Here is a 24,653-nt window from a genome sequence, read left to right on the forward strand (position 1 = left end):
GGTAAACCCTTATAAACAGCCCGAAAGTGCAAGGTCGGAGAGCTTGCCGCAGCGCTCGATATTCGCCGCCTGCGTCATCACGCCTGCACTGAGGAAGGAGAAGCTCACATCGGCTTCGGGATCGACCCAGAACATGGTCGAACCCGCGCCGTAATTGCCGAAAGTCTCCGGCGAAGAGAGCTGGCCGAAAAGGTGCTGGAACACGCCCGTCCCGCGCACCTGGAACCCCAGACCCTGGTTCGCGGGCGGCACTGTCCAGCCCGCGCGCAGGGCCACGCCCTTGTAAAGCTCGTTCGGCTTGTCGCCCGTGTGGATCTTACGTGCGAGGCGTACCATGCGAGGGGACAGGATACGGTAACCTTCCAGTTCGCCCTCGCGCCGCAGCATTTCGGCAAAGCGCCACAGGTCCCCGGTGGTGGAGGCGCAACCGACATGCGGAGCCTCGACTTCGGGATCCTCGAACAGCGCGTGGTCGCCTTCGATATTGCGCGAGAGGTGCTTAATCGGAACCGTGCCGCGCATGTCCGGGCGGACATGGCGACTGTCCAGATCCTTGCGCAGGCCCATCGAAGTGGAGTCCATCTTCAGCGGCGCGAACAGGTCCTCGTGCAGCAGCGTCTGGTAATTGCGACCCTTGGGATCGGTACGCACCAGCGCCATGCCCATCAGCACATGGTTCACCAGCGGCGAATAGTCGCATTTCTCGCCCGGAGCGCTGGCGCCCTGCACATGGGCGATGCTCTCGTCATAAAGCTCCTGCAGCCGGTCGAGATACATACCGGGCTTGGGGCTCCACACGCCGAGCATGCCAGCCTGGTGGGTGATGAGGTGCCAGAACGTCGCCTCCTCGCGCGGCTGCCCGGTGAATTCGGGCAGCACGTCCTTCACCTTGGTGTTGAGCGAAAAGCGCCCCTGCTCGATCGCGCGCATGATCAGCACATTGGTGAAGGCCTTGGTGACCGAGAAGAGCGAGAAGACATCGTCCTTCTTCAGCTCCCTTTCGCCATCCGCATAGGCATGGCCGATCGCCTCGTCGAACACCACCACGCCGCCGCGCCCGATGCGCAGCACCGCGCCGTAATAATCGCCGCGCGCGACATCGGCCTCGATCACCTGCTTGAGTTCGTCCAGGCGTTCCTTCCAGATCGCTGTCATGCAAACATTCCTCTCTTCGTCATTGCGAGGAGCCGCAGGCGACGCGGCAATCCAGGGCCGATCCGCGAGCCGCCCTGGATTGCTTCGCTTCGCTCGCAATGACGATACCGTTCCATTAGCTCACCCGGCCGCGATGATGCCGCCATCCACGGCCAGCATCGCGCCGTTGATGAATGCCGCCTCATCGCTCAGCAGGAAAGCAGCGGCCTGAGCCACGTCCTGCGGCGTGCCATTGCGGCGCAGCGGGATGTTCTTCGCCCGCTGCTCATATTGTTCCGCCGTCACGAAGCCTTCGGTCGCAGGCGTCGGCACGCTGCCCGGCGCGATCGCGTTGACGCGGATGTTGCGCGGGCCCAGCTCGCCCGCCAGCACCTTGGTGAGGCCCGCAATGCCCGCCTTGATCGTGGTATAGGCCCCGGTATTGGGCCGCCCGCGATAGGCGACGGGGCTGGAATAGTTGAGGATATTGCCCTGCTGGTTCTCGTCCCGATGGGCGAGGAAGGCCTGCACGCCCCAGAACACGCTCTTGAGTCCGGCCGAGAGCATGGTGTCGAGCGTCTCTTCGGTGACCTGCTCGATCGGTTCGTAGACCAGCACGGAGGCATTGTTGATCACCGCGCGCAGGGGCCCCGCATCCTTGGCGAAGTCCGCCGCCAGCTGCATGAACTCATCACGTTTGCCGCAGTCGGCGCCGTAACTGAAGGCGCGGCCACCGTCATCGATGATCGCCTCGGCAACCTGCAACGCCGTCTCCCCGTGAATGTCGGCAATGCCAACGATGGCACCCTCAGCCGCGAGGTGCTTCGCAATCCCCTCACCCAGCCCGCGACCGGCGCCGGAGATCAGGATCGGCTGGCCGTCAAACCGCGCCATCAGGTTGCACCGTCATCCATGCCGAACAGTTTGGCGGTATAGTGGCTGTCCATATATTCGCGCATGGCGTCGATCTTGCCGTTCGAAACCTCGAACACCCAGCAATAGTCATTGTCATAGACCTTGCCGTCCATGGTCTTGCCGGTGGAATTCGATTCCACGCAGACCCATGGGCCGACCGAGAACATGTTCTGCACATGCACCTTGGGGTCGCCGGGTTCGAACATGCCACGCACCGGGGCGAGGAACTTGTCGACGATGTCCATGCCGATATGCTTTCCCGCACCGGCAATGTCCTTCACCTTCGGCTCCCACACCGAATGTTCGTGATAGAATTGGCGCAGTTTTTCGAGATCGCCCGATGACAGGACCTCGAAAAAATCGAGCACCAGTTGTTCGTTCTCATTCTTGGCTTCGACTGCCATCGCTCCTCTCCCCAGAGTAAATCTATTTCAGGCCACGCGCCTCATCAGTGGGCGGCGGAAAGGCGGGTATCGTGCCGCCCTGGTGCAACGCCAGATGGCCCGCGCGGCTGGCAAAGCGCCACGTTCCGGCATCGAGGACATATTCGTCCGCGAACCCGCCCACGAAAATGCCGCCTGCCTCCTGCGGCATTTCGGTATTGGCATGGTTGGACAACATGGTGACGTAATTGGTGCCGCGCGCTTTTGTCTCAGACACGACTTCCACCAGCACATTGGTGACGATGTGGCGCACAAGGATGGGCGGGCGGTCGCGGAAGATGGACTGGATTGCGTCACGCCCATGGAAGGGATAGCCCGGCTGGAAGGGCCGGTCATAGGTGCCGTCAGCCGTGAACAGGTCCTTCAGCGCGGCATGATCGCCAATGTCGGCATAATGCGCGAAGAGCAGCGGCAGCTTGCCGCATGCCTGTTCGATCAGCAGGCGTTGCTCAGGAGTCATCGGATTTCTCGGCATCAATCTGGGCGAAGGCCTCGTTGGCGATGCGGAAGCTGTCCACCGCCGCCGGGATACCGGCATAGATGCCGACCTGCAGCAGCACTTCGCGGATCTCGTCTTTCGACAAGCCATTGTTAAGCGCGCCGCGAATATGGATCTTCAGCTCGTTCTCGCGCCCCAGCACCGCGATCATGGCGAGGTTGATCAGGCTGCGGTCGCGCAGCGGCAGGCCCTCGCGGCCCCAGTTCCAGCCCCAGCAATAGGTGGTGACCAGTTCCTGCAGCGGCTCGTTGAAAGGGCCGCTTTTCGCCAGTGCCTTGTCGACATATTCATCGCCCAGCACCTTGCGGCGGATTTCCATGCCGCGATCGAACATCTCTTGTCCGGTCATCTCGCTGGGGGGTTTGTTGTCACTCATGAACCGTATTCCTCTTTGTTATCGTCATTGCGAGCGACCGAAGGTCGCGCGGCAATCCAGAGCGAGGCGCGCAACGCCCTGGATTGCTTCGTCGCTTCGCTCCTCGCAATGACGGAGAAGCATCATCCATCAACCACCCCATACACCGCATCGATCAGCCGCCGCGCGCGCGGGCCGTTGGTACCCACGGCATGCATCTGGTTGCAGCAATAGGAGAAGCCGAGCTTCGCATCGGGATCGCCGAAACCGATAGAGCCGCCAAGACCATGATGGCCGAAGCTGCGCATGTTGGGGCCCATATAGACCGCCTCAGGCGTATTGAGCAGCACGCCGAGCGCCTGGTGATAGGGGCGGTCCTGCAGCAGCTCGATCTGGTTGTGCTGCTCGACCAGCATCGCCTCCAGCGCGTTCTTGGACAGAAGCGAGATGCCATCCACCTCGCCCACCGCCGCGCCATAGATGCGCGCAACGCCGCGGGCATTGCCATGGCCCGATCCGCTGGCGATCTCGCAGGTGCGCCAGATGGGCGAGTTCATCGTCGCGTGCCACGGCTCGGAGGGGTTCTGCAGGAAAGCGAAGCTGCGCAACACCGCGCCATCCTGCCAGCCTTCGGGCGTGGACGGCTTGGGCGGCACGGTCTGGTCCTTGGCGGCGAAAAGGCGCGCGCCGGTATTGGGCAGCACTTCGGCGACGTGAGACTGCTCCTCCTCGCTCATCCCGCCGATATAGTATTCGGCACCCAGCGGGCCGGAGACGCGGCTACGCAGGAAGGGCCCCACCGTCATGCCGGTCACCCGGCGCATGATCTCGCCCAGCAGGAAGCCCTGATTGTGTACGTGATAGGCCGCGCGCGTGCCCGGCTCCCACAAGGGCTCCTGCACTTCGAGCGCCTTGATATAGGCCGCGTAGTCGAAGAAGCCGCCCGGCGTCATAACGTCGGTGGTCAGCACGGGGATCGCGGCGCGATGGTCGAGGCACCAGCGCACGAGGATGCCCTCCTTCCCGTTCTGGGCAAATTCGGGCCAGTAATGCGCCACCGGCTTGTCGATATCGATCAGCCCTTCGTCCACGCACATGTTGAAGGCGATGCCGGTCACGCCCTTGGCGGTGCTCATCATGCAGACGGTGGAGTGCTCGTCCCATTCCCATGTGCGGTCGGCATTGGCCCAGCCGCCCCACAAGTCCACCACGGTCTCGCCATCGACGACGACCGAGCACCCTGCGCCCAGCTCCTCTTCCTCGCGGAAATTCTCGATGAAGGCATCAACGGCGGGACGGAACCGCTCGTCATATCGTCCATGCAGCGGGAAGCTCCCGCCGCGCGCCTCGATCGTCTCGTGAAATACGGCCTGCGGCAATGCTCTCTCCCCAACCTTGCCGGTCCTTGCGACTCTAACGATCGTTAGTGCTAGGGCTTTCGGGCGCGCGGCGAAAGGGTCTTTGCGCGGGCGTCTGCGATGCGCCATGGTGCCCGGCGGGAGAGAGCAAGCCATGCATGACGTCATCGTGGTCGGCGGCGGGCCGACGGGGTTCCTGACGGCGCTGGGTCTGGCGCAGGCGGGCGTTGGAGTCGTGCTGCTGGAGGCGGGCGACCACATCGTCGATAGCCCGCGCGCCGCCGTCTATCACTGGTCACTGCTGGACGGGCTGGAGCGGCTGGGCATTCGCGAGGAGGCGGAGGCCACCGGCATCGTCAAGGACGACTATACCTGGCTGATCCGCAAGACCGGCGAGCATATCCGCTACCGGCTCGACGTGCTGAATGACCGCACGGACTACAACTACAACATCAATATGGGCCAGGACGTGCTGGCCAATATCGCACGGACGCGGCTGGAGAAGCTATCCAATGCCGAGATCCGCTTCGGCGCGCGGGTGGAGGCGCTGGCGCAGGATGGTGATGGCGTCACCGTGACACTGGCGGATGGCGAGGCGGTTCGGGCGAAATATCTGGTCGGCGCGGATGGTGCGGGCAGCACGGTGCGGCAGGCATTGGGCCTCACCTTCGACGGCTTCACATGGCCCGAGCGCTTTATCGCCACCAATGTCTATCACGATTTCGCGGGCGCAGGTTACGGCCTCTCCACCATGGTGGTGGACGACAAATGGGGCGCGGTGATCGTGATCATCGCGCAGGACGGGCTGTGGCGCTGCACCTATATGGAAGACGCCTCGCTGCCGGAGGAGAGCTATCTTGACCGCCTCCCCGCCGCCTATGAGCACCTGCTACCGGGCGAAGGTGGCTACGAGCTCTTCAGCGCCGCGCCCTACAAGATGCACCAGCGCTGCGCCTCGCAGTTCCGCGTTGGCCGCGTGGTGCTGGCGGGGGACTCCGCGCATGTCACCAACCCCACGGGCGGCTTCGGCCTCACCACCGGCCTGTTCGATTGCTATGCGCTGTGGCCCACGCTGGCGGCGATCATCCTCGACCGCGCGAGCCCCGACCTGCTCGACATCTGGGCAGCGGAACGGCGCGCGATCTTCCTCGAGAAGACCAGTCCGATGGCCTGCCAGTACAAGGACTTCCTGTTCCACGAATGCGGCGGCGACAAAGCGAAGCTGGAAGAGGCCATCGCCGGCATGCGCCGGATGCAGGACGATCCCGATTATTGTCGCGAGAGGCTGATGTTCACCAAGAGGATGGAGACGACGAGCCCGGCGGAGCGGTGAGCAAGAACAGCGGCTTCCCGGCCACTAGTGGCTAGCGGACAAAGGCTGGTTTGGGGTGGGAAGCGGACCTATCCAATGACCGCATTCACCAGATTGGCTACCAGCAGGAATGCTGCGATGAACCCGATCATAGCGGCTCCGCCAGCGAGGCCGCCTTTGATCCACATCTTGATTAAGCCATCGCCTTTGCGCGTGCTTTTCATCTGCACTTGAGCATTGACAATCAATGCCACGATGAACGCCAACCCAATCGCAATGTAGAATGACCAGTTTGGCATATTCGATAGATGGAAGATTTGCGGGCTGTCCGCAATGGGAGCGTAAGCGGACTGAAAGCATTCGGCTCCAACTACCTGCAAGCGGACACCATCATTCCAAGCTACAAATAAGCAATCGTCCTAACCTCAATGCTCTGCCTTGGCTCCGCGTCACGCGGGGTGTTCGGATCATCGAACGCGCTGTGCGCCGTGAACTGCACCGCATCCTCGTCGCTGTCGAACAGCTTGAAGGCGAGCGCTTCCCAGGGCTGCATATGCGGCACCCAGTACCATTTGTGGTCGGGCTTGTAGGCGAGGTTGAAGCCCCATAGCGAGCGGTCGACGCCGCCAAGGCCACCGCGCACCTCGCTCTGGAACAGGTCCTCGCGCTTCACCGTGCTGGCATCGGCGACAGCGAAAGGCGCGCTTTCGACCATGGTGATGGGGCGCCAGACATTGATCAGCATGTGACGCTTCGCCAGCCGTTCTTCGGCCTCTTCCGGCGGAAGCAGGTCGCGCGTGTAGTCGGCAACGGTGCGCGCACCGTAATCGACATGCGCGCCGAAAGCGGGCTGGTTGTGGCCATGCGTGCCGCTGGCATTGGTGCGGATGACGGGGCCGAAGCTGACGACCTTGTCCGCGCCGGTCAGACGCTGCACCACCGCTTCGGTATCGCGGCAATAGCGGGCAAGCTGCTCCTTGTCGGTATAGTCGGCAATCCCGCTCGGTTCATCGAGAACGACGAAGCCATTCTTCTCCAGCGCGAGGTCATGGATGAAGGGCCGCACGTCGTGGATCGTCACCTCGTGCGGGTCTTGCGGCCAATAGCTCTTCTCGCGATCGCCGGCATAGAAGATCGCCTCTTCCCCGCGCACGACATAGTTCATGGTCGTGCGCACATCGCAGGTTACGGTATCCATCGCTGTCTAGCCCTTCCGGTCGTTATCCTTTGACCGATCCTCACGCGCATCATAGCCTCACTTCTTGGCACTCGTCCACGCAGATGGAAGGGGCCTGAGGGAGAGGGAATGGGGATGGCCGAGACCTATCGGGATCCGCGCGACGTCATGCGCGAGCGGCGGATGAACTTGAAGCAGTATGGCGTCGTGGCGCTGTGCGTGCTGATCAACATGATCGACGGTTACGACATATTGGCGCTGGCGCAGGCGGGCAGCGCCTTGAGCCGCGAATGGGGATTGAGCGATGCGGAGCTGGGCACGCTGCTTTCCATGAACCTTGTCGGCATGGCGGTGGGGGCGCTGGGCGTCTCCCCCGTGGCGGACCAGTGGGGCAGGCGGCCGGCAATGCTGATCTGCCTTGGCTTCATGAGCGTGGGCATGAGCATTTCCGCCGTGTCTGACGGCTTCTTTGTGATGGCGGCAGGCCGCCTCGTCACAGGTATCGGCATTGGCGGGATGACCAGCACGGCGGGCACGATGGCGCTGGAATATGCGAGCCAGAAGCGCCGCGAGTTCGCCACCGCCACGGTCGCCTCCGCCTATCCGGTCGGCACGATCATCGGTGCGGCGGTGGCCGTGGCGGTGCTCGATTCCTATGGCTGGCGTGGCATCTTCTGGTTCGGCGCGGGGCTGTCCGCCGTGCTGCTTCCCATCGCCTTCATCTGGCTGCCCGAGAGCCTCGACTTCCTGCTCACCCGCCAGCCGAAGGGCGCGCTGGAGACGACCAACCGCATCCTCAAGCGCATGGACGTGCCGCAGGTTACCGAACTTCCGCCGCGTCCGGAGGATTCGGGCGAAGGCTCCACCGCGCTCTCTGAAATCATCCAGCCGGTCCACCGCAACGAGCTGATCTTCAAGCTCTTCATCGCCCATGCGCTGAACATGTTCGCCTGGTATTTCATCATCAATTGGGGCCCGCCGCTGGTGGCCGAGGCAGGCGCGTCGGACGAGCTGGGCGCGCGCTATTCGGCCTGGGTTTCCTATGGCGGGATCGTGGGCGGAATGACGTCAGGCTATCTCTGCGGCACGATCGGCGTGAAGCGGATGATGTGGTTCACCATGGTGAGCCTGGCGGTGCTGATAACGCTGTTCGGCCAGTTTGTCGGCAATACCTCTGCGCTAATGGTGATCGCCCCGCTGATGGGCGCGGCCCTGTTCGGCTCGGCCGTCGCCAACTGGCTGACGATTGCCTACGCCTTCCCGCCGCATCTGCGCGCGACGGGGCTTGGCTTTGCAACCACGGCGGGCCGGGTCGGATCGATCTTCGGGCCGATCGTCGGCGGCGCGCTGCTGGGCACGCGCGAGGCCGGGTTGGGGCCGCTGGATATCACCATGTCGGTCGGCACCGTGTGCCTCGTCATGGCGATCCCGGCGATCCTCTCGGCGCTCACCTTCAACCGCGCAAGGCGGATCGAACCGGGACGCTGAACCCTCAGGTGTGAAAGGCGGCGATGGCGGGTGCGCTGTCGGTATATTCGCGCATTTCAGCGATCAGGCCCGCCTCGTCGAAAGTGAAGACGAAGCAGAAGTGGTTCACATAGGAGCCGCCGCCGACGAGCGGGCTGTCGCACTCCGTCATCACCACCACGCGGTTGTCCACCAGCAGGACATCCACATGTTCGAAGCGGATCCCGTCGACCAGCCGCGACCGCGCGCCATCGAGCAATACGGTGAGGGCCTCCGCATCGATCCATCCCTGCCCCGGCAGCCAGACCTTGGCGCCCTCGGCAAAGCGCGTCAGCATGGCCTCGGTTTCGAGATTGCGGACGCATTCAAGGTAATCGAGCGCGGTCTGGCGAGGGTCGAAGGTCACGCGGCAGCTCCTGTTGCACGGCGGGAAAGGACTCGCGGATTTGTCTCCGCCACGAAGAGCGCGGTCAAGCCTCCCAACGCGGCGAGCCCAAGCTGGACATAAAGTGCAACGTCGAGCGAGAAGCTGTCCGCCAGCCGCCCGGTGATCGGCGGCAGGGCGAAGCCGCCGAATATCTCTCCCACCGCGACTACCGCACCCATGGCGGTGGCGGCGCGCACACGGCCCAGTGTCTCTGCCGGGATCACACCCATAAAGAGCGGGAAGGAGCCGAGGCCCATCCAGCTGACGAAGAGCAAGGCGGCCAGCGCAACGGGCGGCGCCTCCACCCACAGCAAGGTGGCAGGCGCGATGGTCATCAGCGAGACGAAGAGCGCCAGCGCCCATTTCCGCCCGAACCTCTCCGACAGCAGGCCAGCCGTCACCGCGCCGATGGCGGGTGAGAAGCCGATTGCGGTCATGATATTGGCCCATGTCGTGGGTTCGATATCGCGCGGGCCATCGAGATAAAGAGGCATGAAGATCGATCCGATCACCACCGTGCCGACACCGAATATGCTGACCAGCGAACACAGCCAGATATTGCGCGTAGTCATCAGGCTGCCCGCCTCGCGCAGTTCGCGCAACAGGATCGCGCCGAGGCCGAGCTTTTCCTCGCCCTCGCTCTTCGCGACAGGCGTACCCTCCGGCTCCTGGATATAGCGCCAGATCACCAGCGCCAGGATCAGGCCCGGAATACCGGCGAGGTAGAAGGCCATGCGCCAGTCATAAGCCTCGGCAATGCGCACCAGCACGAAGGGCGCCAATGCCGTGCCGATGATCGAGCCGAAGACGTTCTGCACCACGCCGGCATTGAGGCCCTTGCGGCTGTCCGCCGAGGCGGCGACCATGATCGCAAGGCAGATCGGCAGGAACGGCCCTTCCGCCGCGCCCATGACGATGCGGCTGGCGAGCAGCGTGCCGAAGCTCCATGACAGGCCCGACATGACCGAGCAGAAAGAGAAGATCACCAGCGCCGCCAGCAGGAAGGGCTTGCGCTTGCCGACAAGGTCCGACCAGCGGCCGAAAATATAGGCGCCGAGCGCCCAAGTGAGGGAAAGGCCCGAGCCGAGCCAGGCGAGCTCCTCATTGCTGAGTCCCAGATCGGCCTGCACATAAGGGCCGAGAAAGGTCATCGCCATGCGGTCGAAATAGGCAAAGCCGTAGGCCAGGCCGAGCAGCAGCAGCACGGTCAGTTCGTAACCGCGCGGCAGCCATGACGGCGTATCCGCCTTGTTTTCGTTCATTTTGTGACCCTCCCCGATCCCGTTTCAGCCATGGTTTCAGCATGTTGACGCCTTGTGCCCGCTTGGCGGTGTGGTTGGCGCCACAAAGATTACGTCTGAAACCGTGCCCGGCTGTGTTGCTTGATTACGACAATGCGCTGGTTTTGGAACGATTTTTTCACCACAAACGCTTGCTCCCATGCGCAGTACAGCTAGACATGAATGCGGGAGAGGAGTGCGCTGGACTACATTGGCCGCCGCATTCTCCTATCCAGTTCTGTTTCGTTAAGCCGCACCGGGACAAGGGCGGGCGAAACAGGTCGTACTACACCACACGCGGGCTCCCCCTCGGGTCCCGCCAGGGGAGGATGCCTGATGAAGTTCAAGACGCTCAGCGTCGCGTCATCGCTTGCCATTATGGCCAGCATGGCTGCGCCTGCTTACGCACAGGATGACGGCGATGACGACGGCCGCAACAACGTCATCGTTGTGACCGCGGAATTCCGCGAAGCCGCACTGCAAGATACGCCGATCGCCATCACCGCGGTCAATGCCGAGATGCTGGAAGCTCGCGGCCAGACCGACATCGCCCAGATCGCCGCCCAGGCGCCGAACGTGTCGCTGCGCCCGCAGCCGCAGAACGGGGGCTCCGGCCTGATCGCCTTTATCCGCGGTGTCGGCCAGGTCGACTTCAACTACGCGCTCGATCCGGGTGTCGGCGTCTATGTCGATGACGTCTACATTCCGACGCTGTCGAGCTCGCTGCTCGAACTGATCGACCTTGACCGTATCGAGGTGCTGCGCGGCCCGCAGGGTACGCTGGCCGGCAAGAACTCGATCGGCGGCGCGATCAAGCTGTTCTCGGCCAAGCCGCGCGGCGACGATTCAGGCTCGCTGCGGGTCGAATACGGCTCCTACGACATGATCCAGATCCGCGGCATGGCGGATTTCGGCATCACCGATAACCTCGCCGTGCGTATTTCGGGCATGAGCCGCAGCCGTGATGGCTATGTCGACATGCTCGAATATTCGGCGCTGCATGACGGCCCGGACGAAACCGTTCCCGCCAACCTGGCGCGCGGTATCGGCAATGAAAATTACGAGACGATGGGCGGCGAGAACATCACCGCCGGCCGTATCGCCCTTCGCTGGGAACCGACCGATCGTCTCGAGATCAACATTTCGGGCGACTATACGCGCGAAGCTTCGGAAGCGACGCCGACCGTGCTCATCGCGGCCGGCGCATCCACTCCGTCTGGCGTTTCGTCCGAGTTCTTCGATCCGTTCTCGCAGAACCCTTCGGTTTCGGCTGGTTCGATGGGTGAAATGATCCCGTGGCTCGAAGGCACGGATGGTCAGCCCGTCCTGCTCGATTGCCGCTTCGTTCCGGCTGGTCCCTACAGCTGCGACACGGCGAACCTCGAGGCCGCCGGTTATGACCCGCGCTTCGTCAGCTATTCGAATTTCATGGATGCCATGGATCCGAATCCGCAAGCGCCGTTCAAGCCCTACTTCGCGCTTCCCATCAAGGAATTCGAAGGCTGGGGTATTCAAGGTAACCTGACCTACGACATCAGCGACAATTTGCAGTTCGTCTATATCGGTTCGTACCGCGCATATGAATCGAAGTGGGGCCAGGACCAGGATGCAACACCGATCCCGGTGGCCCAGCTGGACAACCAGCTGAACCACGAAGCGTGGAGCTCGGAAGTTCGCCTGAACTTCGATGCGGCAGATGGTCTGCTGCAGGGTACTGTCGGGGGCTTCTATCTTGACCAGGACGGTGAATATACCGCCCGCGTGGACCTGAACTACGTCAATCCGACGATCGACTTCATCCACGGTCCCGACACCACGCCCAGCACCACCAAGGCGCTGTTCGGCACGGTGACCCTTCGCCCGACCGATGCCTTCAGCCTGACCGGCGGACTGCGCTACACGAAGGACAAGAAGGTCTACACCTACTTCCGCCGCAATCCCGACGGCAGCCAGCCGGACGGCTTCAACTGCTTCGTGGCGAACGGTCCCTATTCCGAACCGAACTGCCTGCTGGCGGGTCTGTTCGACATCCCCGGCGAGTTCAAGGGCGATCGTTGGGACTGGCGCATCGTTGGTGACTATCGCTTCTCCGACCAGTTCCTGGCCTATGCCTCGGTGTCGACCGGCTTCAAGGGCGGTGGTGTGAACCCGCGTCCCTTCGTTGCCGACCAGGCGCTGGAGTTCCAGCCGGAAACGCTGACGACCTACGAAGTGGGCTTCAAGTCCGACTTCCTCGATCGTCGTGTCCGCCTGAACGGTGCAGCCTTCATCAACAAGTATGAAGACATCATCCTGCAGAAGCTGGTCTGCCCCGAATCGAGCCTGCCTTCGCCGTGTCTGCGGCCGGAGAACATCGGTTCCGCCGATGTGAAGGGCTTGGAACTCGAACTGGGCCTGTTCCCGGTCGATGGCCTGTCGATCGACGGCTCGATCGCCCTGCTCGACTTCGAGTACACCAGCCCGTCGGTCCCCGGTAACACCCAGGGCTGCCCGGCTGCCGCATGTCTCGAAGGCACCAGCATCCCGGCGGACGGCATCACGCCCTACACGCCGGAACTGACCTACTCCTTCGGCATCCAGTACGACCACGAAATCGAATCCGGCACGATCAGCGGCCGCTTCGACGGTTCGTACCAGAGCGATGTGTTCGCCAACTCGGAGAACACTTCCTGGGCCGAGGTGGAAGGTCGCTTCCTGGGCAATGCACGTCTCAGCTACACCACGGCTGACGAAGACTGGCGTGTGTCGCTGGAAGTCGAAAACCTGTTCAACAAGTACTACTTCCTGTCGCGCTCTGACGTGGCCAGCAACGCGCTGGGCGTCGTCACCGGTGTGCCGGCCATGCCGCGCACCTGGAGCGTGGCTGTGGAACGCCGCTTCTGATCCGGACACGGACCCTCGCTTCGGCGGGGGTCCAACCGGCCCGGAAGGGTGCAAGAAAAGGGCGCGGATCAGATCGATCCGCGCCCCTTTTCCTTTGTCCGGTTCCCTTTGAGCGTGGCGTTACCGCCAGGCTCAGCCTTCGGGGTTGAGCCTTTCGCGCATTTCCTTGCCCGGCTTGAAATAGGGCACGCGCTTGGGCGGCACATCCACCGCTTCGCCGGTGCGCGGATTGCGGCCTGTGCGGCCTTCGCGCTGGCGCGTGGAAAATGTCCCGAACCCGCGCAGTTCGACCCGGCCGCCTTCGGCCAGTCGCGCAGAGATTTCTTCGAAAAAGATATCGACGACCTGCTCGATTTCCTCAGGCCGCAAATCGGGATTGTCTGCCGCCAAGGATTGCAGCAACTCGGATCGTATCATTCCCGCCCTTTCCTGTCCGGCACCTGCCGAAACTGTGAGAGTCTTGTGAAGGAGGATTGCGCGACCCGATGCAATACCTCGCATTAGCAACAGAATGACAGAACAGGAGCCTTGGCGCAATTGGCTAGTTGATCTTGTCCAAAAGGCGCGACGCGCAAGCCGCTCTGCCCGTCGCAACCCGCCAGGATCAGGCCGAATGCGCCAGGTCTTCCAGAGATATGTCCAGCCGCGCCAGCTTGCGCCTGATTTCGGGCCATTCCTGCTCCAGGAACGCCTCGCGCTCACTGGCGCGCAATTTTGCCGCCGCGCCTTCGCGCACGAACATGCCCACGCCGCGCTGCACGCGGATCAGCCCATCGGTCTGGAACTGCTGGTAGGCCTTTGCGACGGTAAGCGGATTGGCCCCCTGCTCCGCCGCGAAGGCGCGCACTGACGGCAGCATCTCGCCTTCGGCATATTTGCCTTCGATGATGGATGCGGCAATCTGGTCGCGCAGGCGGAGATAGACGGGCTTGGTTTCGCTCATGACAGGTGATGCAGTGCCATAATACAGCCATGCGGGTCAAGCGGTGCGCGGCCAAACGTTGGCAACAAGGCGCCGGTTACGGATGCAACGAAATTCCCTTCCCTTCGCAGCAACAGCCGCTAGGGTGCGCGTTTTCGCGCCGGATTGCAGGCGGCGCGCCAGACAAGGGAATTGGGATCGCATGAAAGACATGGCCTTGTGGAACGAGGGCGACTGGGTTGCCGCCATCGCAACCGTCATCCTCGCCGCCTTCCTGGCCGCCGGCCTCGCCATTGCCGCCAGCCGCAAGGAAGAAGCGCTGGGCCATCCCAAGGGCCTTTACATGCTGTTCTTCGCCGAGATGTGGGAGCGTTTCAGCTTCTACGGCATGCGCGCCCTGCTGATCTTCTACCTCACCGCGCATTGGCTGTTTTCGGATGGCGAGGCGAATGTCGTCTACGGCGCTTATGGCGCGATGGTCTATATTACTCCCGTGCTCGGCGGCTGGCTGGCGGATCGCTATATCGGCCAGCGCAAGGCGGTGCTGTTCGGCGGCGCGCTGCTGGCGCTGGGCCATTTGTTCATGGCTTTCGAAGGTACGGGCGGGCAGGACGATCCCACGATCAACGTCTTCTGGCTGGCGCTGGCGCTCATCATCGTCGGCTCCGGCTTCCTGAAAGCCAATATCTCGGTGATGGTGGGCCAGCTCTACAAGATTACCGATGCGCGGCGGGACGCGGCTTATACGATCTTCTACATGGGCATCAATGTGGGTGCGGCCGCCGGTACGATCCTGGTCGGCTATCTCGGCCAGACGCTGGGCTGGGCCTATGGCTTCGGCCTCGCCGGCATCGGCATGGTCGCGGGCCTGATCGTCTTCGTGCTGGGTCGTGCCGCCCTGCGCGGCGCGGGCGAGCCGCCAGCGCTGCTGCCGAAGAACAAGGAAATGCTGATCTACGCGGTCAGCATCGCCGCGGTCGGCGCCATGTGGCTGCTGATCCAGTATCGCGAAGTGATCCAGACGCTGCTGATCGTCTCCGGCGTCGCGCTGCTTGGCTATGTCCTCTACGAGGCGATGAAGCTGCCGAAGGAACCGCGCGAACGCATCTTCGCCATCCTGTTCCTGGTCGCGCTGAACCCGGTATTCTGGGGCCTGTTCGAACAAGGCGGCGGCAGCCTCAACCTCTATACCGATCGCTATACCGATATCGGTGACGTGCCGGCAGCGATCTTCCAGTCGATCAACCCGATCTACATCATCCTGTTCGCGCCGGTCTTCGCCGCGCTGTGGCAGTGGCTGGGCCGCAAGGGGCTGGAGCCTTCCGCCCCGGCCAAGTTCGCACTGGCGCTGTTCCAGGTGGGCGCGGGCTTCCTCGTCTTCGTCTGGGGCGCGCAGACCGCCGGCATGGGCGTGCTGACGCCGGTGATCTTCCTCTTCCTGATCTACCTGCTGCACACGACTGGCGAGCTGTGCCTGTCGCCCGTGGGCCTTTCCGCGATGAACCGGCTGGCCCCCAGCTTCATGGCATCGCTGATCATGGGCGCGTGGTTCTACATGACCGCAGTGGGCAGCTTCGTGGCCGGCAAGATCGGCGAGGCGACCGGCGGCGAGGCGGGTGACATGTCACAGGAGATGACGCTGTCGATCTACAACCAGATCGGCTGGGTCGCGATCGGCGTGGGCGTGGTCGTCCTTGCGCTGAGCCCGATCGTGAAGCGCTGGATGCATCTCGACACGCTGGGCGACGATAATGTGACCGACGACCTCGTCGGCGGCGGCGACGTGGCCGAGCCGCAGGCCGCAGGCATTCATCCGGAAGTACGTTCTTAAGGGGAAGACATATGGGAACAAAGGTCCGCGCCGCCATTACATCGGCGCTCGCCCTGTCGCTCGCCGCCTGCGCGACGACATCCGCTGGCAGCAGTTCGGCGGAGGCCGAGACGGACTTCGTTCCCTATGCATCCACCTATGAGAGCTATCCCGGCGTGCCGACAGCGCTGGTCGGCGCGACAGTCTATGACGGCGCGGGCGGACGGATCGAGAATGGCGTGGTGCTTTTCTCCGACGGCGCAATCGTCGGCGTCGGCGATGCCAGCCTCGCGATCCCGGCGGACTATATGAGGGTCGATGGCACGGGGATGTTCGTCACTCCCGGCGTGATCGACATCCACTCGCATCTCGGCGACTATCCAACACCGTCCGTGGCCGCGCATAGCGACGGCAATGAGGCGACCGATCCGACCACGCCCGAAGTCTGGGCCGAGCATTCGGTCTGGCCGCAAGACCCCGGCTTCTCGCGCGCGCTGGTCAATGGCGGCGTTACCGCGCTGCAGATCCTGCCCGGCTCGGCCAACCTGATGGGTGGCCGTTCGGTGACGCTGAAAAACGTACCCAGCCGCACCGTGCAGGGCATGAAATTCCCCGGCGCACCCTACAGCCTGAAAATGGCCTGCGGCGAGAATCCCAAGCGCGTCTATGGCAATCGCAATCGCATGCCATCGACCCGCATGGGCAATTTCGCGGTCAACCGGCAGACCTGGATCGACGCACTCGACTATATGGACGAGGAAGAGCCGGGTCGCGACCTCGCCAATGAGACGCTGTCCGGCGTACTCTCGGGCGAAATCCTGGTGCAGAACCACTGCTACCGCGCCGACGAGATGGCGCTGGTTCTCGATATGGCGGACGAGTTCGGCTACCGCGTTTCCGCCTTCCACCACGCGGTGGAAAGCTACAAGATCGCCGACATGCTACGCGAGCACGAGGTTTGCTCGGCGGTCTGGGCGGACTGGTATGGCTTCAAGATGGAAGCCTATGACGCAATCCCGGAAAACGCCGCGCTGATCCACAATTCGGGCGCCTGCGTGGTGATCCACTCGGATGACGAAAACGGCATCCAGCGCCTCAACCAGGAAGCCGCCAAGGCGCAGGCGGACGGCCACCGCATAGGGATCGACATTCCTGACGAGCAGGTGATCTCCTGGTTCACGCTCAATGCCGCGCGCGCCATGGGCATCGACGAAATGACCGGCAGCCTCGAGGCGGGCAAGATGGCGGACGTTGTGCTGTGGAACGGCGATCCGCTGTCGATCTACTCGCGCCCGCAAATGGTCTGGATCGACGGGGCGCTGATGTATGACGCGAACGATCCGGCGCGGCGCCCGGTGAGCGATTTCGAGCTCGGCCAGCCCGGCGAAGGAGACACGAAATGAGCGCGCGCTTCAGTCTCGCCGCCGGTATCGCACTGGCTGCTCTAGCCCTCCCGGCCAGTGCGCAGGACATCGCCATCACCAACGCCACCGTGGTGCTGGGTGACGGTAGCGCGCCCGTCGAAGGCGGTACGGTCGTCGTGCGCTCGGGCCGCGTCGTCGCCGCCGGTGCCGGTGTCGCCGTGCCTGCCGGGATGCAGGCGGTGGACGGCCGCGGCATGTGGGTGACGCCAGGCCTGTTCGCCTCGATCACAAATCTCGGCCTGGTCGATGTCGATGCCGTTTCCGAGAGCAACGATATCGCCGCCTCGGCCTCGCCCTTCGGGGCTGCGCTCGACGTGGCGCCAGCCATCAATCCGGCTGCGCAGGATTTCGCCTATAGCCGCGCCGGAGGTATTACCCGCGCGAGCGTGACGCCCATTGCCGGCTCGTCGATCTTCGCCGGGCAGGGAGCGATGGTGGATCTCGGTGTCGATTACGATGCCGTGCGCCATCCCCGTGCTTTCCAGTTCGTGGAGATGGGTGAGCGCGGCGCGGATCTTGCGGGCGGCAGCCGCACATCCGCCCATGCCCTGCTGCGCAACGCGCTGCGTGAAGCGCAAAGCTATGGCGAGGATGCGGAGCTAATCGGCACCAGCCGCACCCGATCCGGGGTGTCGGGCAGCGCCGTCGTGGATTCGCGAATGGTCGGGACGGCCGAGCGCGATGGCGATGTGCTACTGACCCGTTTCGACGCGGCGGCGCTGGTCCCGGTCGTGACCGGCGAGCAGAAGCTTTATGTCGAAGTGCACCGCGCTGCGGATATCCTCTCCGTGCTTGCCTTGCGCGAGGAGTTTCCCGCGCTCGACATGGTGCTGGTAGGCGTGACCGAAGGCTGGTTGGTGGCCGATGCCATCGCGGCTGCCGGCGTCCCGGTGATCACTGTCGCCCTCAGCGACCTGCCGGCGAGTTTCGAACGGCTGGCCGCGACCCAGAGCAATGTCGGGCGCATGGTCGATGCCGGGGTCACGGTCGCGATCGGCGGCTATGAGAGCAGTGGCGACCACCCGCGCAACCTGCCGCAGCAGGCGGGCAACCTCGTCGCGCTCAATCGCATCCCGGGCGCGGCCGGCCTCAGCTGGGGCGAGGCATTCGCCGCGATCAGTTCGGTGCCTGCGCGCGTGGCCGGTCTGGGCGAAAATGCGGGCACTTTGACCGCTGGCGCGCTGGGTGACGTGGTGTTGTGGGATGGCGACCCGCTGGAAGTGAGTTCCGCCCCGGTTCGGGTCTTCATAGACGGCGTTGAGCAGCCGCTCGACAACCACCAGACCCGCCTGCGTGATCGCTATCGCACGCTTGAGCGGGGTGACCTGCCGCCTGCCTATCGGCGCTGATGCCGCAGGGCGGGCGGTTCAGTCGCGTCTGGCCAGTCTCGCGAGAAATTCGACCTGCGGCACCTGCGCCGCATCCTCGCCCGACATGTTGTGGCCATAGCCCGGCAGCACGACCATCTGCGATGCGGCATGCGTGTCCGCCAGTTCGCGCGCATGGGCGAGCGGGATCAACGCATCCTGCTCGCCATGCACCACCAGGAGCGGCACGGGCACCGAGGCGATCTTGGCAATGTTCTCGAACCGGTCCTGCAGCAGGTAGTTCACCGGCGCGAAGGGATAGGAATTGGCGGCGGTCGCCGTCATGCTCTTGAACGGGGCAATCAGCATCAGCGCGCGTGCTTGGACCTTGCTGGCAAGTTCGGTCGCCACGCCGGAGCCGAGCGAATTGCCGACCAGAACAATATCGGCAGGTGACGTCACGCGCTCACGCAGCCAGGCATAGGCCGCGCGGCCATCGCGATAGAGGCCCTGTTCGCTCGGCTTGCCCGGATTGCCGTTATAGCCGCGATACTCCGCCGCCAGCACGCCATAGCCGCGCGCGGCGAGGAGTTCGGTGGTGCGGAAGGTGCTCTGCCAGTCGGTCGCATTGCCATGGAAGAACAGCAGGGTCGGCATGCCTTCGACGGGCGCGCGATAGCCGGCTTGCAGTTCCAGCCCGTCCTCAGTCGTATAGCGGACGAGCTCGAAACCCTCCGGCACGCTGCGGTTCAATGGCGGGATCGGATAGATCAGGCTGCGCTGGTAGATATAGAGCGTCGCCACCATCGCGACGAAGGCGAGCGCGACAATGACGATCGTGCCGATGGCAAGCTTGGCGATCATGACCGCCCGCCCGCGCTCAGGCCCGCGCCTCTTCCACGCCAGCACTGTTGTGGCGCAGCGCCGAGAGCACCGTTTCGACGATATGCGGGGCGTTGAGGCCCGCTTCGTCATACTGCTTCTCAGGCGCGTCCTGGTCCTGGAAGATATCGGGCAGGCGCATGGTGCGGATCTTGAGGCCGGCATCGACCAGCCCCTCATCCGAAGCAAGCGTCAGCACATGCGCGCCGAGGCCGCCAATGCTGCCCTCCTCGATCGTCACCACGACGTCATGCGTGGTGGCAAGCTTGCGGATCAGCGCGGAATCGAGCGGCTTCACAAAGCGCATATCGGCGATCGTGGTTGCCAGCCCCTTGGCTTCCAGCGTGTCCGCCGCCTTCTCCGCTTCGGCGAGCCTTGCGCCGAGCGAGAGGATGGCGACCTTGCCGCCCTTGGCATCGCCGCGCACGATCCGGCCCTTGCCGATTTCGAGCTTTTCCAGCGTCTCGGGGATTTCTGCGCCTGTCCCCGCGCCGCGCGGATAGCGGAAGGCGATGGGGCCATCGTCATATTCGGCCGCGGTATAGGTCATCAGCGCCAGCTCCGCCTCGTCCGAGGGGGCCATGACGACCATGTTCGGCAGGGTCGAGAGATAGGTGATGTCAAAGCTGCCCGCATGGGTCGCCCCGTCTGCACCCACCAGCCCGGCGCGGTCGATGGCGAAGCGGACCGGCAGGTTCTGGATCGCCACGTCATGCACGATCTGGTCGAAGGCACGCTGCAGGAAGGTGGAATAGATCGCAGCGAAGGGACGCATGCCCTGCGCGGCAAGCCCGGCGGCGAAAGTCACCGCATGCTGTTCGGCAATCCCCACGTCGAATGAGCGGGCGGGATGCGCCTTGGCAAACTTGTCCACGCCCGTACCACTCGGCATGGCAGCGGTGATGGCGCAGATGCGCGGATCGCTTTCGGCCAGTTTCGCCAGCGTTTCGCCGAAGACGTTCTGGTAGGCGGGCGGGCCGCCCGAACTCTTCTTCTGCTCGCCGGTAATGACGTCGAACTTGGCGACGCCATGATACTTGTCGGCGCTTTCCTCGGCCGGGGCATAGCCCTTGCCCTTCTGCGTCACGACATGGATCAGGCAGGGCCCTTCCGCCGCATCGCGTACATTTTCCAGTACCGGCACCAGCTGGTCGAGATCGTGCCCGTCGATGGGGCCGACATAATAGAAGCCCAGCTCCTCGAACAAGGTGCCGCCCATGGCCATGCCGCGGGCATATTCATCGGTCTTCTTCGCCGCCATGTGCAGCGGCTTGGGCAGCTTGCGGGCAAAGCGCTTGGCGAGTTCGCGCAGACCCAGGAACTTGCCCGAGGACACCAGCCGCGCGAGATAGCCGGAGAGGCCTCCCACCGGCGGGGCGATCGACATGTCATTGTCGTTGAGGATCACGATCAGGCGATTGCCCGCCTGTTCGGCATTGTTCATCGCCTCATAGGCCATGCCGGCGCTCATCGCGCCGTCGCCGATCACCGCGATCGCCTTGCCCGGAGTACCGTTCAGCTTGTTGGCGATGGCAAAGCCGAGGCCCGCCGAAATCGACGTGGAGCTGTGCGCCGCGCCAAAGGGATCGTATTCGCTCTCGCTGCGCTTGGTGAAGCCCGACAGGCCCCCGCCCTGACGCAGCGTGCGGATGCGATCACGCCGGCCGGTGATGATCTTGTGCGGATAGGCCTGGTGGCCGACATCCCAGATCAGCCGGTCTTCGGGCGTATTGAAGACATAGTGGATCGCCACGGTCAGCTCCACCACGCCAAGGCCAGACCCCAAGTGCCCGCCGGTGGCGCCCACCGTATCGATCATCTCGGCGCGCAATTCGTCGGACAGCTGGCGCAGCTGCCCAGGCTTGAGCTGGCGCAGGTCGGTCGGCGTATCGACCGTGTCGAGCAGCGGAGTGTCGGGCCCTGTTGTCATGCTATGGCCTTACAGGTGGCGAGCCTGCCTGTCGATGAACGAGAATACGGCACTTATCCCGTGCAATCCGGGCACAGTCCGCGCAGCTCCACCACCGGGCGGACATTGGAATAGCCATGTTGCTGGCCCGCTTCGCGCAGCGCAGTGGTGAGCTTGTCGTCGTCGAAATGGCTCGCCTGCCCGCAATCGTCGCAGATCAGGAAGATGCAATCGTGGCGGCAGCCCGGATGGGTATTGGCGAGATAGGCATTCGCGCTCTCGATCCGGTTGGCGAGATTGGTGCGCACGAACAGGTCGAGGATGCGATAGACGCTATTCGCCGCCACGCGCTTGCCGCGCGCCTTGCCCACGTCCTCGGCAATGTCATAGGCGCTGGCCGGCCGCTCATGCGCGGCGAGCGCGGCGAAGACATCGGCGCGCATCGCCGTCCATTGTTCGCCCGACTGGGTGAGGACGCGTTCGGCCTCCTCGATCAGGCTCTTCCCGCTATGTTCGTGATGGTTGTGACCCGTCATGCCCGACATATAGGGTGGCGGGGCCGCCGGGGCAAACTATCCGGTGCGATAGGTGCTGCGATAGAATTGCGGGAACATCTCGCGCAGCGCCTCCACCTTCGGGGCATCCCAGCGGCGGATATAGGCGTTGTTCGGATTCCTGAAGGCGAAGTCCTGATGGTACTCCTCCGCCGGAAAGAACTGGCGATGGTTCTCGATGGCAACGACGATATTGCCGTCCCATACGCCCGAATTGCCCATCTGCCGGAGGTAGGACTGTGCGACCGTGCGTTGCTCGGCGGTCAGCGGCACGATGGCGGAACGGTATTGCGTGCCGCGATCGGGCCCCTGGCGGTTAAGCAGTGTGGGATCGGCACCCACCGAGAAAAGGATCTGCAGCAGTTGGTCGTATCGGATGACGGAGGGGTCGTAGACCACCTTCACCGCTTCGGCATGATCGGTGACGCCCGATGCGACGAGGCGGTATTCGGCCTGACGCTGCGTTCCGCCGTGATAGCCTGAGACCGCGCTCTGCACGCCGCGCGTATGGGCGAAGACCGCTTCGATCCCCCAGAAGCAGCCGCCGGCAAAGATCGCGGTCTGCAAGCCGCTTTCATTGGCATGGCGCGTGGCGACGGGAGCGTTGAAGACTTCCTCGGCAGAGGCCGGAACGGTCGTGATGGCGGCAGCCGACAGGGCGGCGGCCAGGAACAGTGACGGGATGGTCTTGCGGCGAATTGTCACCTCTATCCTCTCCTTTACATGCCCCCCAGCTTCGGCAGGATATTCGCGCCGATGATCACGGCGGTTACACCAAAGCCGATGAAGAAGGAACGGAAGAGATCGGCAGAGAAGAGGCTCATGGCGGTTAACTTTCGGCAAGTCTGATTGCCGTCCATCTATCCACCAATGTCTTACTTGGCGCTGAATGCTGCAAAACTGGTCGCAGCTGAAGCTCGCTTCGTCGCTGCTTCGGTTAATCGCGAAGGTTAGCGGCAATTTCCCGATCAGTGGCGGAAGTGGCGCATGCCGGTGAAGACCATGGCGAGGCCCGCTTCGTCGGCGGCCTTGATCACTTCCTCGTCACGCATGGCACCGCCCGGCTGGATCACCACGCTGGCGCCTGCGTCGAGTGCGACCTCGATCCCGTCGGCAAAGGGCAGGAAAGCGTCGGAGGCCATGGCGCTGCCCACGGTGCGGCTCTCGCTCCAGCCCGCCGTCTCCGCCGCCTCGCGCGCACGGACAGCGGCGATGCGGCCCGAATCGCGGCGGTTCATCTGGCCTGCGCCGATACCGGCGGTCGAGCCATCCTTGGCAAAGACGATGGCGTTGGACTTCACATGCTTGGCGACTTTCCAGGCGAACAGGCAGTCGGCCAATTCCTGCTCGCTCGGCTGGCGCTTGGTCACCACCTTGAGGTCCTCTGCGCCGATATCGCCATTGTCGCGCGATTGCAGCAGCAGGCCGCCCGCGATGGTCTTCATCTGGAAGCCGGGCCGACTGGCAGCGGGCAGCCGGTCGAGCAGCAGCAGGCGCAGGTTCTTCTTGGCGGCGAAGGCGGCGCGCGCAGCATCGTCCGCACCCGGCGCGATCACCACCTCGGTGAAGATCTCGCAGATCGCCTCGGCAGTCGGTCCGTCGAGCGGGACATTGGTCGCCACGATCCCGCCAAATGCCGACACGCTGTCGCAGGCGAGCGCGGACTGCCAAGCCTCGAGCAAGGTCGGGCATTGTGCGACGCCGCAAGGATTGGCGTGCTTGATGATCGCTACGGCCGGATCGCCGCCGGCGAATTCACTCACCAGTTCCAGCGCCGCATCGGCATCGTTGTAATTGTTGTAGGATAGTTCCTTGCCCTGCAGCTGCTCGGCCTGCGGGATGCCTTGCGCGCCCACGGCCTGCGGCACATAGACCGCCGCCTGCTGGTGCGGGTTCTCGCCATAGCGCAGCGTGTCCTTCAGGCTGAAGGCCAGCGGCAGCTTGTCGACGAAGGGCGTCGCCTTCAGCGCTTCGGGGCCGAGCGGGTTGGTGAAGGCATCGCCGAACGCGAACCAGTTGGCGATTGCGGCATCATAGCTCGCCGTGCGGGCATAGGCCTTGCCCGCCATGCGCGTGCGGAAGGCGAGGCTGGTCGCGCCGTCCAGCGAGTCCAGCTCCGCCAGCAGCTCGTCATAATCGGCGGGATCGGTGACGATGGTGACGAAGGCGTGGTTCTTGGCGGAGGAGCGGACCATAGCCGGGCCGCCGATATCGATATTCTCGATCACCTCATCGCGGCAGCCCCCTCGCGCCACGGTCTGTTCAAAAGGGTAGAGATTGACGACCAGCAGGTCGATCGCGCCGATGCCATGTTCGGTCATCGCGGCGACATGCGCATCGTTGTCGCGCACGGCCAGCAGTCCGCCATGAACCATCGGGTGCAGCGTCTTCACGCGGCCGTCCATCATCTCCGGGAAACCAGTGATTTCGGAAATGTCCTTCACCGGCAGGCCGGCATCGCGGATCGCCTTGGCGGTCCCACCGGTGGAAACCAGCTCCACGTCCTTGTCCGCCAGAGCGCGCGCCAGATCGACAACGCCGGTCTTGTCGGACACCGAGAGGAGCGCCCGTTTGATCGTCACATTGCTCATGTGA

At 63.8% G+C, this 24,653-nt stretch carries 23 protein-coding genes; 6 read left to right on the forward strand and 17 right to left on the reverse strand.

Features of this window, described 5'->3' with window-relative positions; translation table 11 throughout:
* Positions 1-9: 9 nt before the first annotated feature.
* The 6 genes from E5222_RS15015 to E5222_RS15040 all read right to left on the reverse strand — a co-directional run bounded on the left by E5222_RS15015 (position 10) and on the right by E5222_RS15040 (position 4,725).
* Positions 10-1,155, reverse strand: a complete 1,146-nt coding sequence (locus E5222_RS15015; RefSeq protein WP_136694612.1) for a serine hydrolase domain-containing protein — start codon at positions 1,153-1,155, stop codon at positions 10-12.
* A gap of 120 nt (positions 1,156-1,275) precedes the next feature.
* Positions 1,276-2,028, reverse strand: coding sequence for an SDR family NAD(P)-dependent oxidoreductase (locus tag E5222_RS15020; protein WP_136694613.1), 753 nt, complete (start codon positions 2,026-2,028; stop codon positions 1,276-1,278).
* Positions 2,028-2,453: a nuclear transport factor 2 family protein gene (locus tag E5222_RS15025; RefSeq protein WP_136694614.1), complete on the reverse strand. Its 426-nt coding sequence runs from the start codon at positions 2,451-2,453 to the stop codon at positions 2,028-2,030. Before E5222_RS15025 ends, E5222_RS15020 begins: the two co-directional genes overlap by 1 nt.
* Positions 2,454-2,475: 22 nt before the next feature.
* A complete protein-coding gene (locus tag E5222_RS15030) occupies positions 2,476-2,952 on the reverse strand; it encodes a nuclear transport factor 2 family protein (protein WP_169053629.1) in 477 nt (158 codons plus the stop codon).
* A complete protein-coding gene (locus tag E5222_RS15035) occupies positions 2,942-3,367 on the reverse strand; it encodes a carboxymuconolactone decarboxylase family protein (RefSeq protein WP_246021811.1) in 426 nt (141 codons plus the stop codon). Before E5222_RS15035 ends, E5222_RS15030 begins: the two co-directional genes overlap by 11 nt.
* Positions 3,368-3,489: 122 nt before the next feature.
* The gene (locus E5222_RS15040) at positions 3,490-4,725 is read right to left on the reverse strand and encodes a serine hydrolase domain-containing protein (protein ID WP_169053630.1); all 1,236 of its coding nucleotides are present in this window, start codon (positions 4,723-4,725) and stop codon (positions 3,490-3,492) included.
* Between the two features lie 133 nt (positions 4,726-4,858).
* Between E5222_RS15040 and E5222_RS15045 the strand changes: the two genes are divergently transcribed.
* Positions 4,859-6,037: an FAD-dependent oxidoreductase gene (locus E5222_RS15045; protein ID WP_211196170.1), complete on the forward strand. Its 1,179-nt coding sequence runs from the start codon at positions 4,859-4,861 to the stop codon at positions 6,035-6,037.
* 68 nt (positions 6,038-6,105) lie between these two features.
* Here E5222_RS15045 and E5222_RS15050 read toward each other — a convergent pair whose 3' ends face one another.
* Together E5222_RS15050 and E5222_RS15055 are read right to left on the reverse strand one after the other, a co-directional pair.
* Positions 6,106-6,270 carry a hypothetical protein gene (locus E5222_RS15050; RefSeq protein ID WP_211196171.1) on the reverse strand — a complete coding sequence of 55 codons (165 nt, stop codon included), beginning with the start codon at positions 6,268-6,270 and terminating at the stop codon, positions 6,106-6,108.
* Positions 6,271-6,416: 146 nt separating this feature from the next.
* Positions 6,417-7,214, reverse strand: a complete 798-nt coding sequence (locus E5222_RS15055) for a CmcJ/NvfI family oxidoreductase (protein WP_136694619.1) — start codon at positions 7,212-7,214, stop codon at positions 6,417-6,419.
* A 114-nt stretch (positions 7,215-7,328) separates the two neighbouring features.
* Here E5222_RS15055 and E5222_RS15060 point away from each other — a divergent pair, with 114 nt between their 5' ends.
* Positions 7,329-8,681 carry an MFS transporter gene (locus E5222_RS15060; RefSeq protein WP_169053631.1) on the forward strand — a complete coding sequence of 451 codons (1,353 nt, stop codon included), beginning with the start codon at positions 7,329-7,331 and terminating at the stop codon, positions 8,679-8,681.
* A gap of 4 nt (positions 8,682-8,685) precedes the next feature.
* On the opposite strand, the gene E5222_RS15065 is transcribed toward E5222_RS15060, so the two are convergent.
* Positions 8,686-9,066, reverse strand: a complete 381-nt coding sequence (locus E5222_RS15065) for a nuclear transport factor 2 family protein (RefSeq protein WP_136694621.1) — start codon at positions 9,064-9,066, stop codon at positions 8,686-8,688.
* Positions 9,063-10,349 (reverse strand): MFS transporter, encoded by a 1,287-nt coding sequence (locus E5222_RS15070; RefSeq protein ID WP_136694622.1) that lies wholly within the window; start codon positions 10,347-10,349, stop codon positions 9,063-9,065. Before E5222_RS15070 ends, E5222_RS15065 begins: the two co-directional genes overlap by 4 nt.
* Positions 10,350-10,703: 354 nt before the next feature.
* Here E5222_RS15070 and E5222_RS15075 point away from each other — a divergent pair, with 354 nt between their 5' ends.
* Entirely contained in the window at positions 10,704-13,250 is a 2,547-nt protein-coding gene (locus E5222_RS15075) for a TonB-dependent receptor (protein ID WP_136694623.1), read from the forward strand.
* Between the two features lie 132 nt (positions 13,251-13,382).
* Here E5222_RS15075 and E5222_RS15080 read toward each other — a convergent pair whose 3' ends face one another.
* The gene (locus tag E5222_RS15080; RefSeq protein ID WP_136694624.1) at positions 13,383-13,667 is read right to left on the reverse strand and encodes an integration host factor subunit beta; all 285 of its coding nucleotides are present in this window, start codon (positions 13,665-13,667) and stop codon (positions 13,383-13,385) included.
* Between the two features lie 187 nt (positions 13,668-13,854).
* Positions 13,855-14,193, reverse strand: coding sequence for a GntR family transcriptional regulator (locus E5222_RS15085; protein WP_136694625.1), 339 nt, complete (start codon positions 14,191-14,193; stop codon positions 13,855-13,857).
* Between the two features lie 181 nt (positions 14,194-14,374).
* Between E5222_RS15085 and E5222_RS15090 the strand changes: the two genes are divergently transcribed.
* Genes E5222_RS15090 through E5222_RS15100 form a run of 3 tightly spaced genes read left to right on the forward strand, consistent with a single transcriptional unit; the run spans position 14,375 to position 18,755 of the window.
* Positions 14,375-16,003, forward strand: coding sequence for a peptide MFS transporter (locus tag E5222_RS15090; protein ID WP_136694626.1), 1,629 nt, complete (start codon positions 14,375-14,377; stop codon positions 16,001-16,003).
* An 11-nt stretch (positions 16,004-16,014) separates the two neighbouring features.
* On the forward strand, positions 16,015-17,385 hold the full coding sequence (locus tag E5222_RS15095) for an amidohydrolase (protein ID WP_136694627.1): 1,371 nt from the start codon (positions 16,015-16,017) through the stop codon (positions 17,383-17,385).
* A complete protein-coding gene (locus E5222_RS15100; RefSeq protein ID WP_136694628.1) occupies positions 17,382-18,755 on the forward strand; it encodes an amidohydrolase family protein in 1,374 nt (457 codons plus the stop codon). Before E5222_RS15095 ends, E5222_RS15100 begins: the two co-directional genes overlap by 4 nt.
* A gap of 18 nt (positions 18,756-18,773) precedes the next feature.
* Here the strand turns inward: E5222_RS15100 and E5222_RS15105 are convergent, their stop codons facing one another.
* From E5222_RS15105 to purH, 5 genes are all read right to left on the reverse strand, one after another.
* Positions 18,774-19,577 (reverse strand): alpha/beta hydrolase, encoded by an 804-nt coding sequence (locus E5222_RS15105; protein ID WP_169053632.1) that lies wholly within the window; start codon positions 19,575-19,577, stop codon positions 18,774-18,776.
* 16 nt (positions 19,578-19,593) lie between these two features.
* Positions 19,594-21,525, reverse strand: a complete 1,932-nt coding sequence (gene dxs, locus E5222_RS15110) for a 1-deoxy-D-xylulose-5-phosphate synthase (protein ID WP_136694630.1) — start codon at positions 21,523-21,525, stop codon at positions 19,594-19,596.
* Positions 21,526-21,578: 53 nt separating this feature from the next.
* Positions 21,579-22,040, reverse strand: coding sequence for a Fur family transcriptional regulator (locus E5222_RS15115; RefSeq protein ID WP_136694631.1), 462 nt, complete (start codon positions 22,038-22,040; stop codon positions 21,579-21,581).
* A gap of 36 nt (positions 22,041-22,076) precedes the next feature.
* The gene (gene msrA / locus E5222_RS15120; RefSeq protein ID WP_136694632.1) at positions 22,077-22,763 is read right to left on the reverse strand and encodes a peptide-methionine (S)-S-oxide reductase MsrA; all 687 of its coding nucleotides are present in this window, start codon (positions 22,761-22,763) and stop codon (positions 22,077-22,079) included.
* A gap of 263 nt (positions 22,764-23,026) precedes the next feature.
* Positions 23,027-24,649: a bifunctional phosphoribosylaminoimidazolecarboxamide formyltransferase/IMP cyclohydrolase gene (purH, locus tag E5222_RS15125; protein WP_136694633.1), complete on the reverse strand. Its 1,623-nt coding sequence runs from the start codon at positions 24,647-24,649 to the stop codon at positions 23,027-23,029.
* Positions 24,650-24,653 lie beyond the last annotated feature (4 nt).

It is taken from the genome of Alteraurantiacibacter aquimixticola (genome assembly GCF_004965515.1).
Taxonomy (GTDB): domain Bacteria; phylum Pseudomonadota; class Alphaproteobacteria; order Sphingomonadales; family Sphingomonadaceae; genus Alteraurantiacibacter; species Alteraurantiacibacter aquimixticola.

Coding starts and splice junctions, on each gene's coding strand:
- E5222_RS15015 (WP_136694612.1), bottom strand. CDS start 1,155: ATGACAGCGATCTGGAAGGAACGCCTGGACGAACTCAAGCAGGTGATC.
- E5222_RS15020 (WP_136694613.1), bottom strand. CDS start 2,028: ATGGCGCGGTTTGACGGCCAGCCGATCCTGATCTCCGGCGCCGGTCGC.
- E5222_RS15025 (WP_136694614.1), bottom strand. CDS start 2,453: ATGGCAGTCGAAGCCAAGAATGAGAACGAACAACTGGTGCTCGATTTT.
- E5222_RS15030 (WP_169053629.1), bottom strand. CDS start 2,952: ATGACTCCTGAGCAACGCCTGCTGATCGAACAGGCATGCGGCAAGCTG.
- E5222_RS15035 (WP_246021811.1), bottom strand. CDS start 3,367: ATGAGTGACAACAAACCCCCCAGCGAGATGACCGGACAAGAGATGTTC.
- E5222_RS15045 (WP_211196170.1), top strand. CDS start 4,859: ATGCATGACGTCATCGTGGTCGGCGGCGGGCCGACGGGGTTCCTGACG.
- E5222_RS15055 (WP_136694619.1), bottom strand. CDS start 7,214: ATGGATACCGTAACCTGCGATGTGCGCACGACCATGAACTATGTCGTG.
- E5222_RS15060 (WP_169053631.1), top strand. CDS start 7,329: ATGGCCGAGACCTATCGGGATCCGCGCGACGTCATGCGCGAGCGGCGG.
- E5222_RS15070 (WP_136694622.1), bottom strand. CDS start 10,349: ATGAACGAAAACAAGGCGGATACGCCGTCATGGCTGCCGCGCGGTTAC.
- E5222_RS15075 (WP_136694623.1), top strand. CDS start 10,704: ATGAAGTTCAAGACGCTCAGCGTCGCGTCATCGCTTGCCATTATGGCC.
- E5222_RS15080 (WP_136694624.1), bottom strand. CDS start 13,667: ATGATACGATCCGAGTTGCTGCAATCCTTGGCGGCAGACAATCCCGAT.
- E5222_RS15085 (WP_136694625.1), bottom strand. CDS start 14,193: ATGAGCGAAACCAAGCCCGTCTATCTCCGCCTGCGCGACCAGATTGCC.
- E5222_RS15090 (WP_136694626.1), top strand. CDS start 14,375: ATGAAAGACATGGCCTTGTGGAACGAGGGCGACTGGGTTGCCGCCATC.
- E5222_RS15095 (WP_136694627.1), top strand. CDS start 16,015: ATGGGAACAAAGGTCCGCGCCGCCATTACATCGGCGCTCGCCCTGTCG.
- E5222_RS15100 (WP_136694628.1), top strand. CDS start 17,382: ATGAGCGCGCGCTTCAGTCTCGCCGCCGGTATCGCACTGGCTGCTCTA.
- E5222_RS15105 (WP_169053632.1), bottom strand. CDS start 19,577: ATGATCGCCAAGCTTGCCATCGGCACGATCGTCATTGTCGCGCTCGCC.
- dxs (WP_136694630.1), bottom strand. CDS start 21,525: ATGACAACAGGGCCCGACACTCCGCTGCTCGACACGGTCGATACGCCG.
- E5222_RS15115 (WP_136694631.1), bottom strand. CDS start 22,040: ATGACGGGTCACAACCATCACGAACATAGCGGGAAGAGCCTGATCGAG.
- purH (WP_136694633.1), bottom strand. CDS start 24,649: ATGAGCAATGTGACGATCAAACGGGCGCTCCTCTCGGTGTCCGACAAG.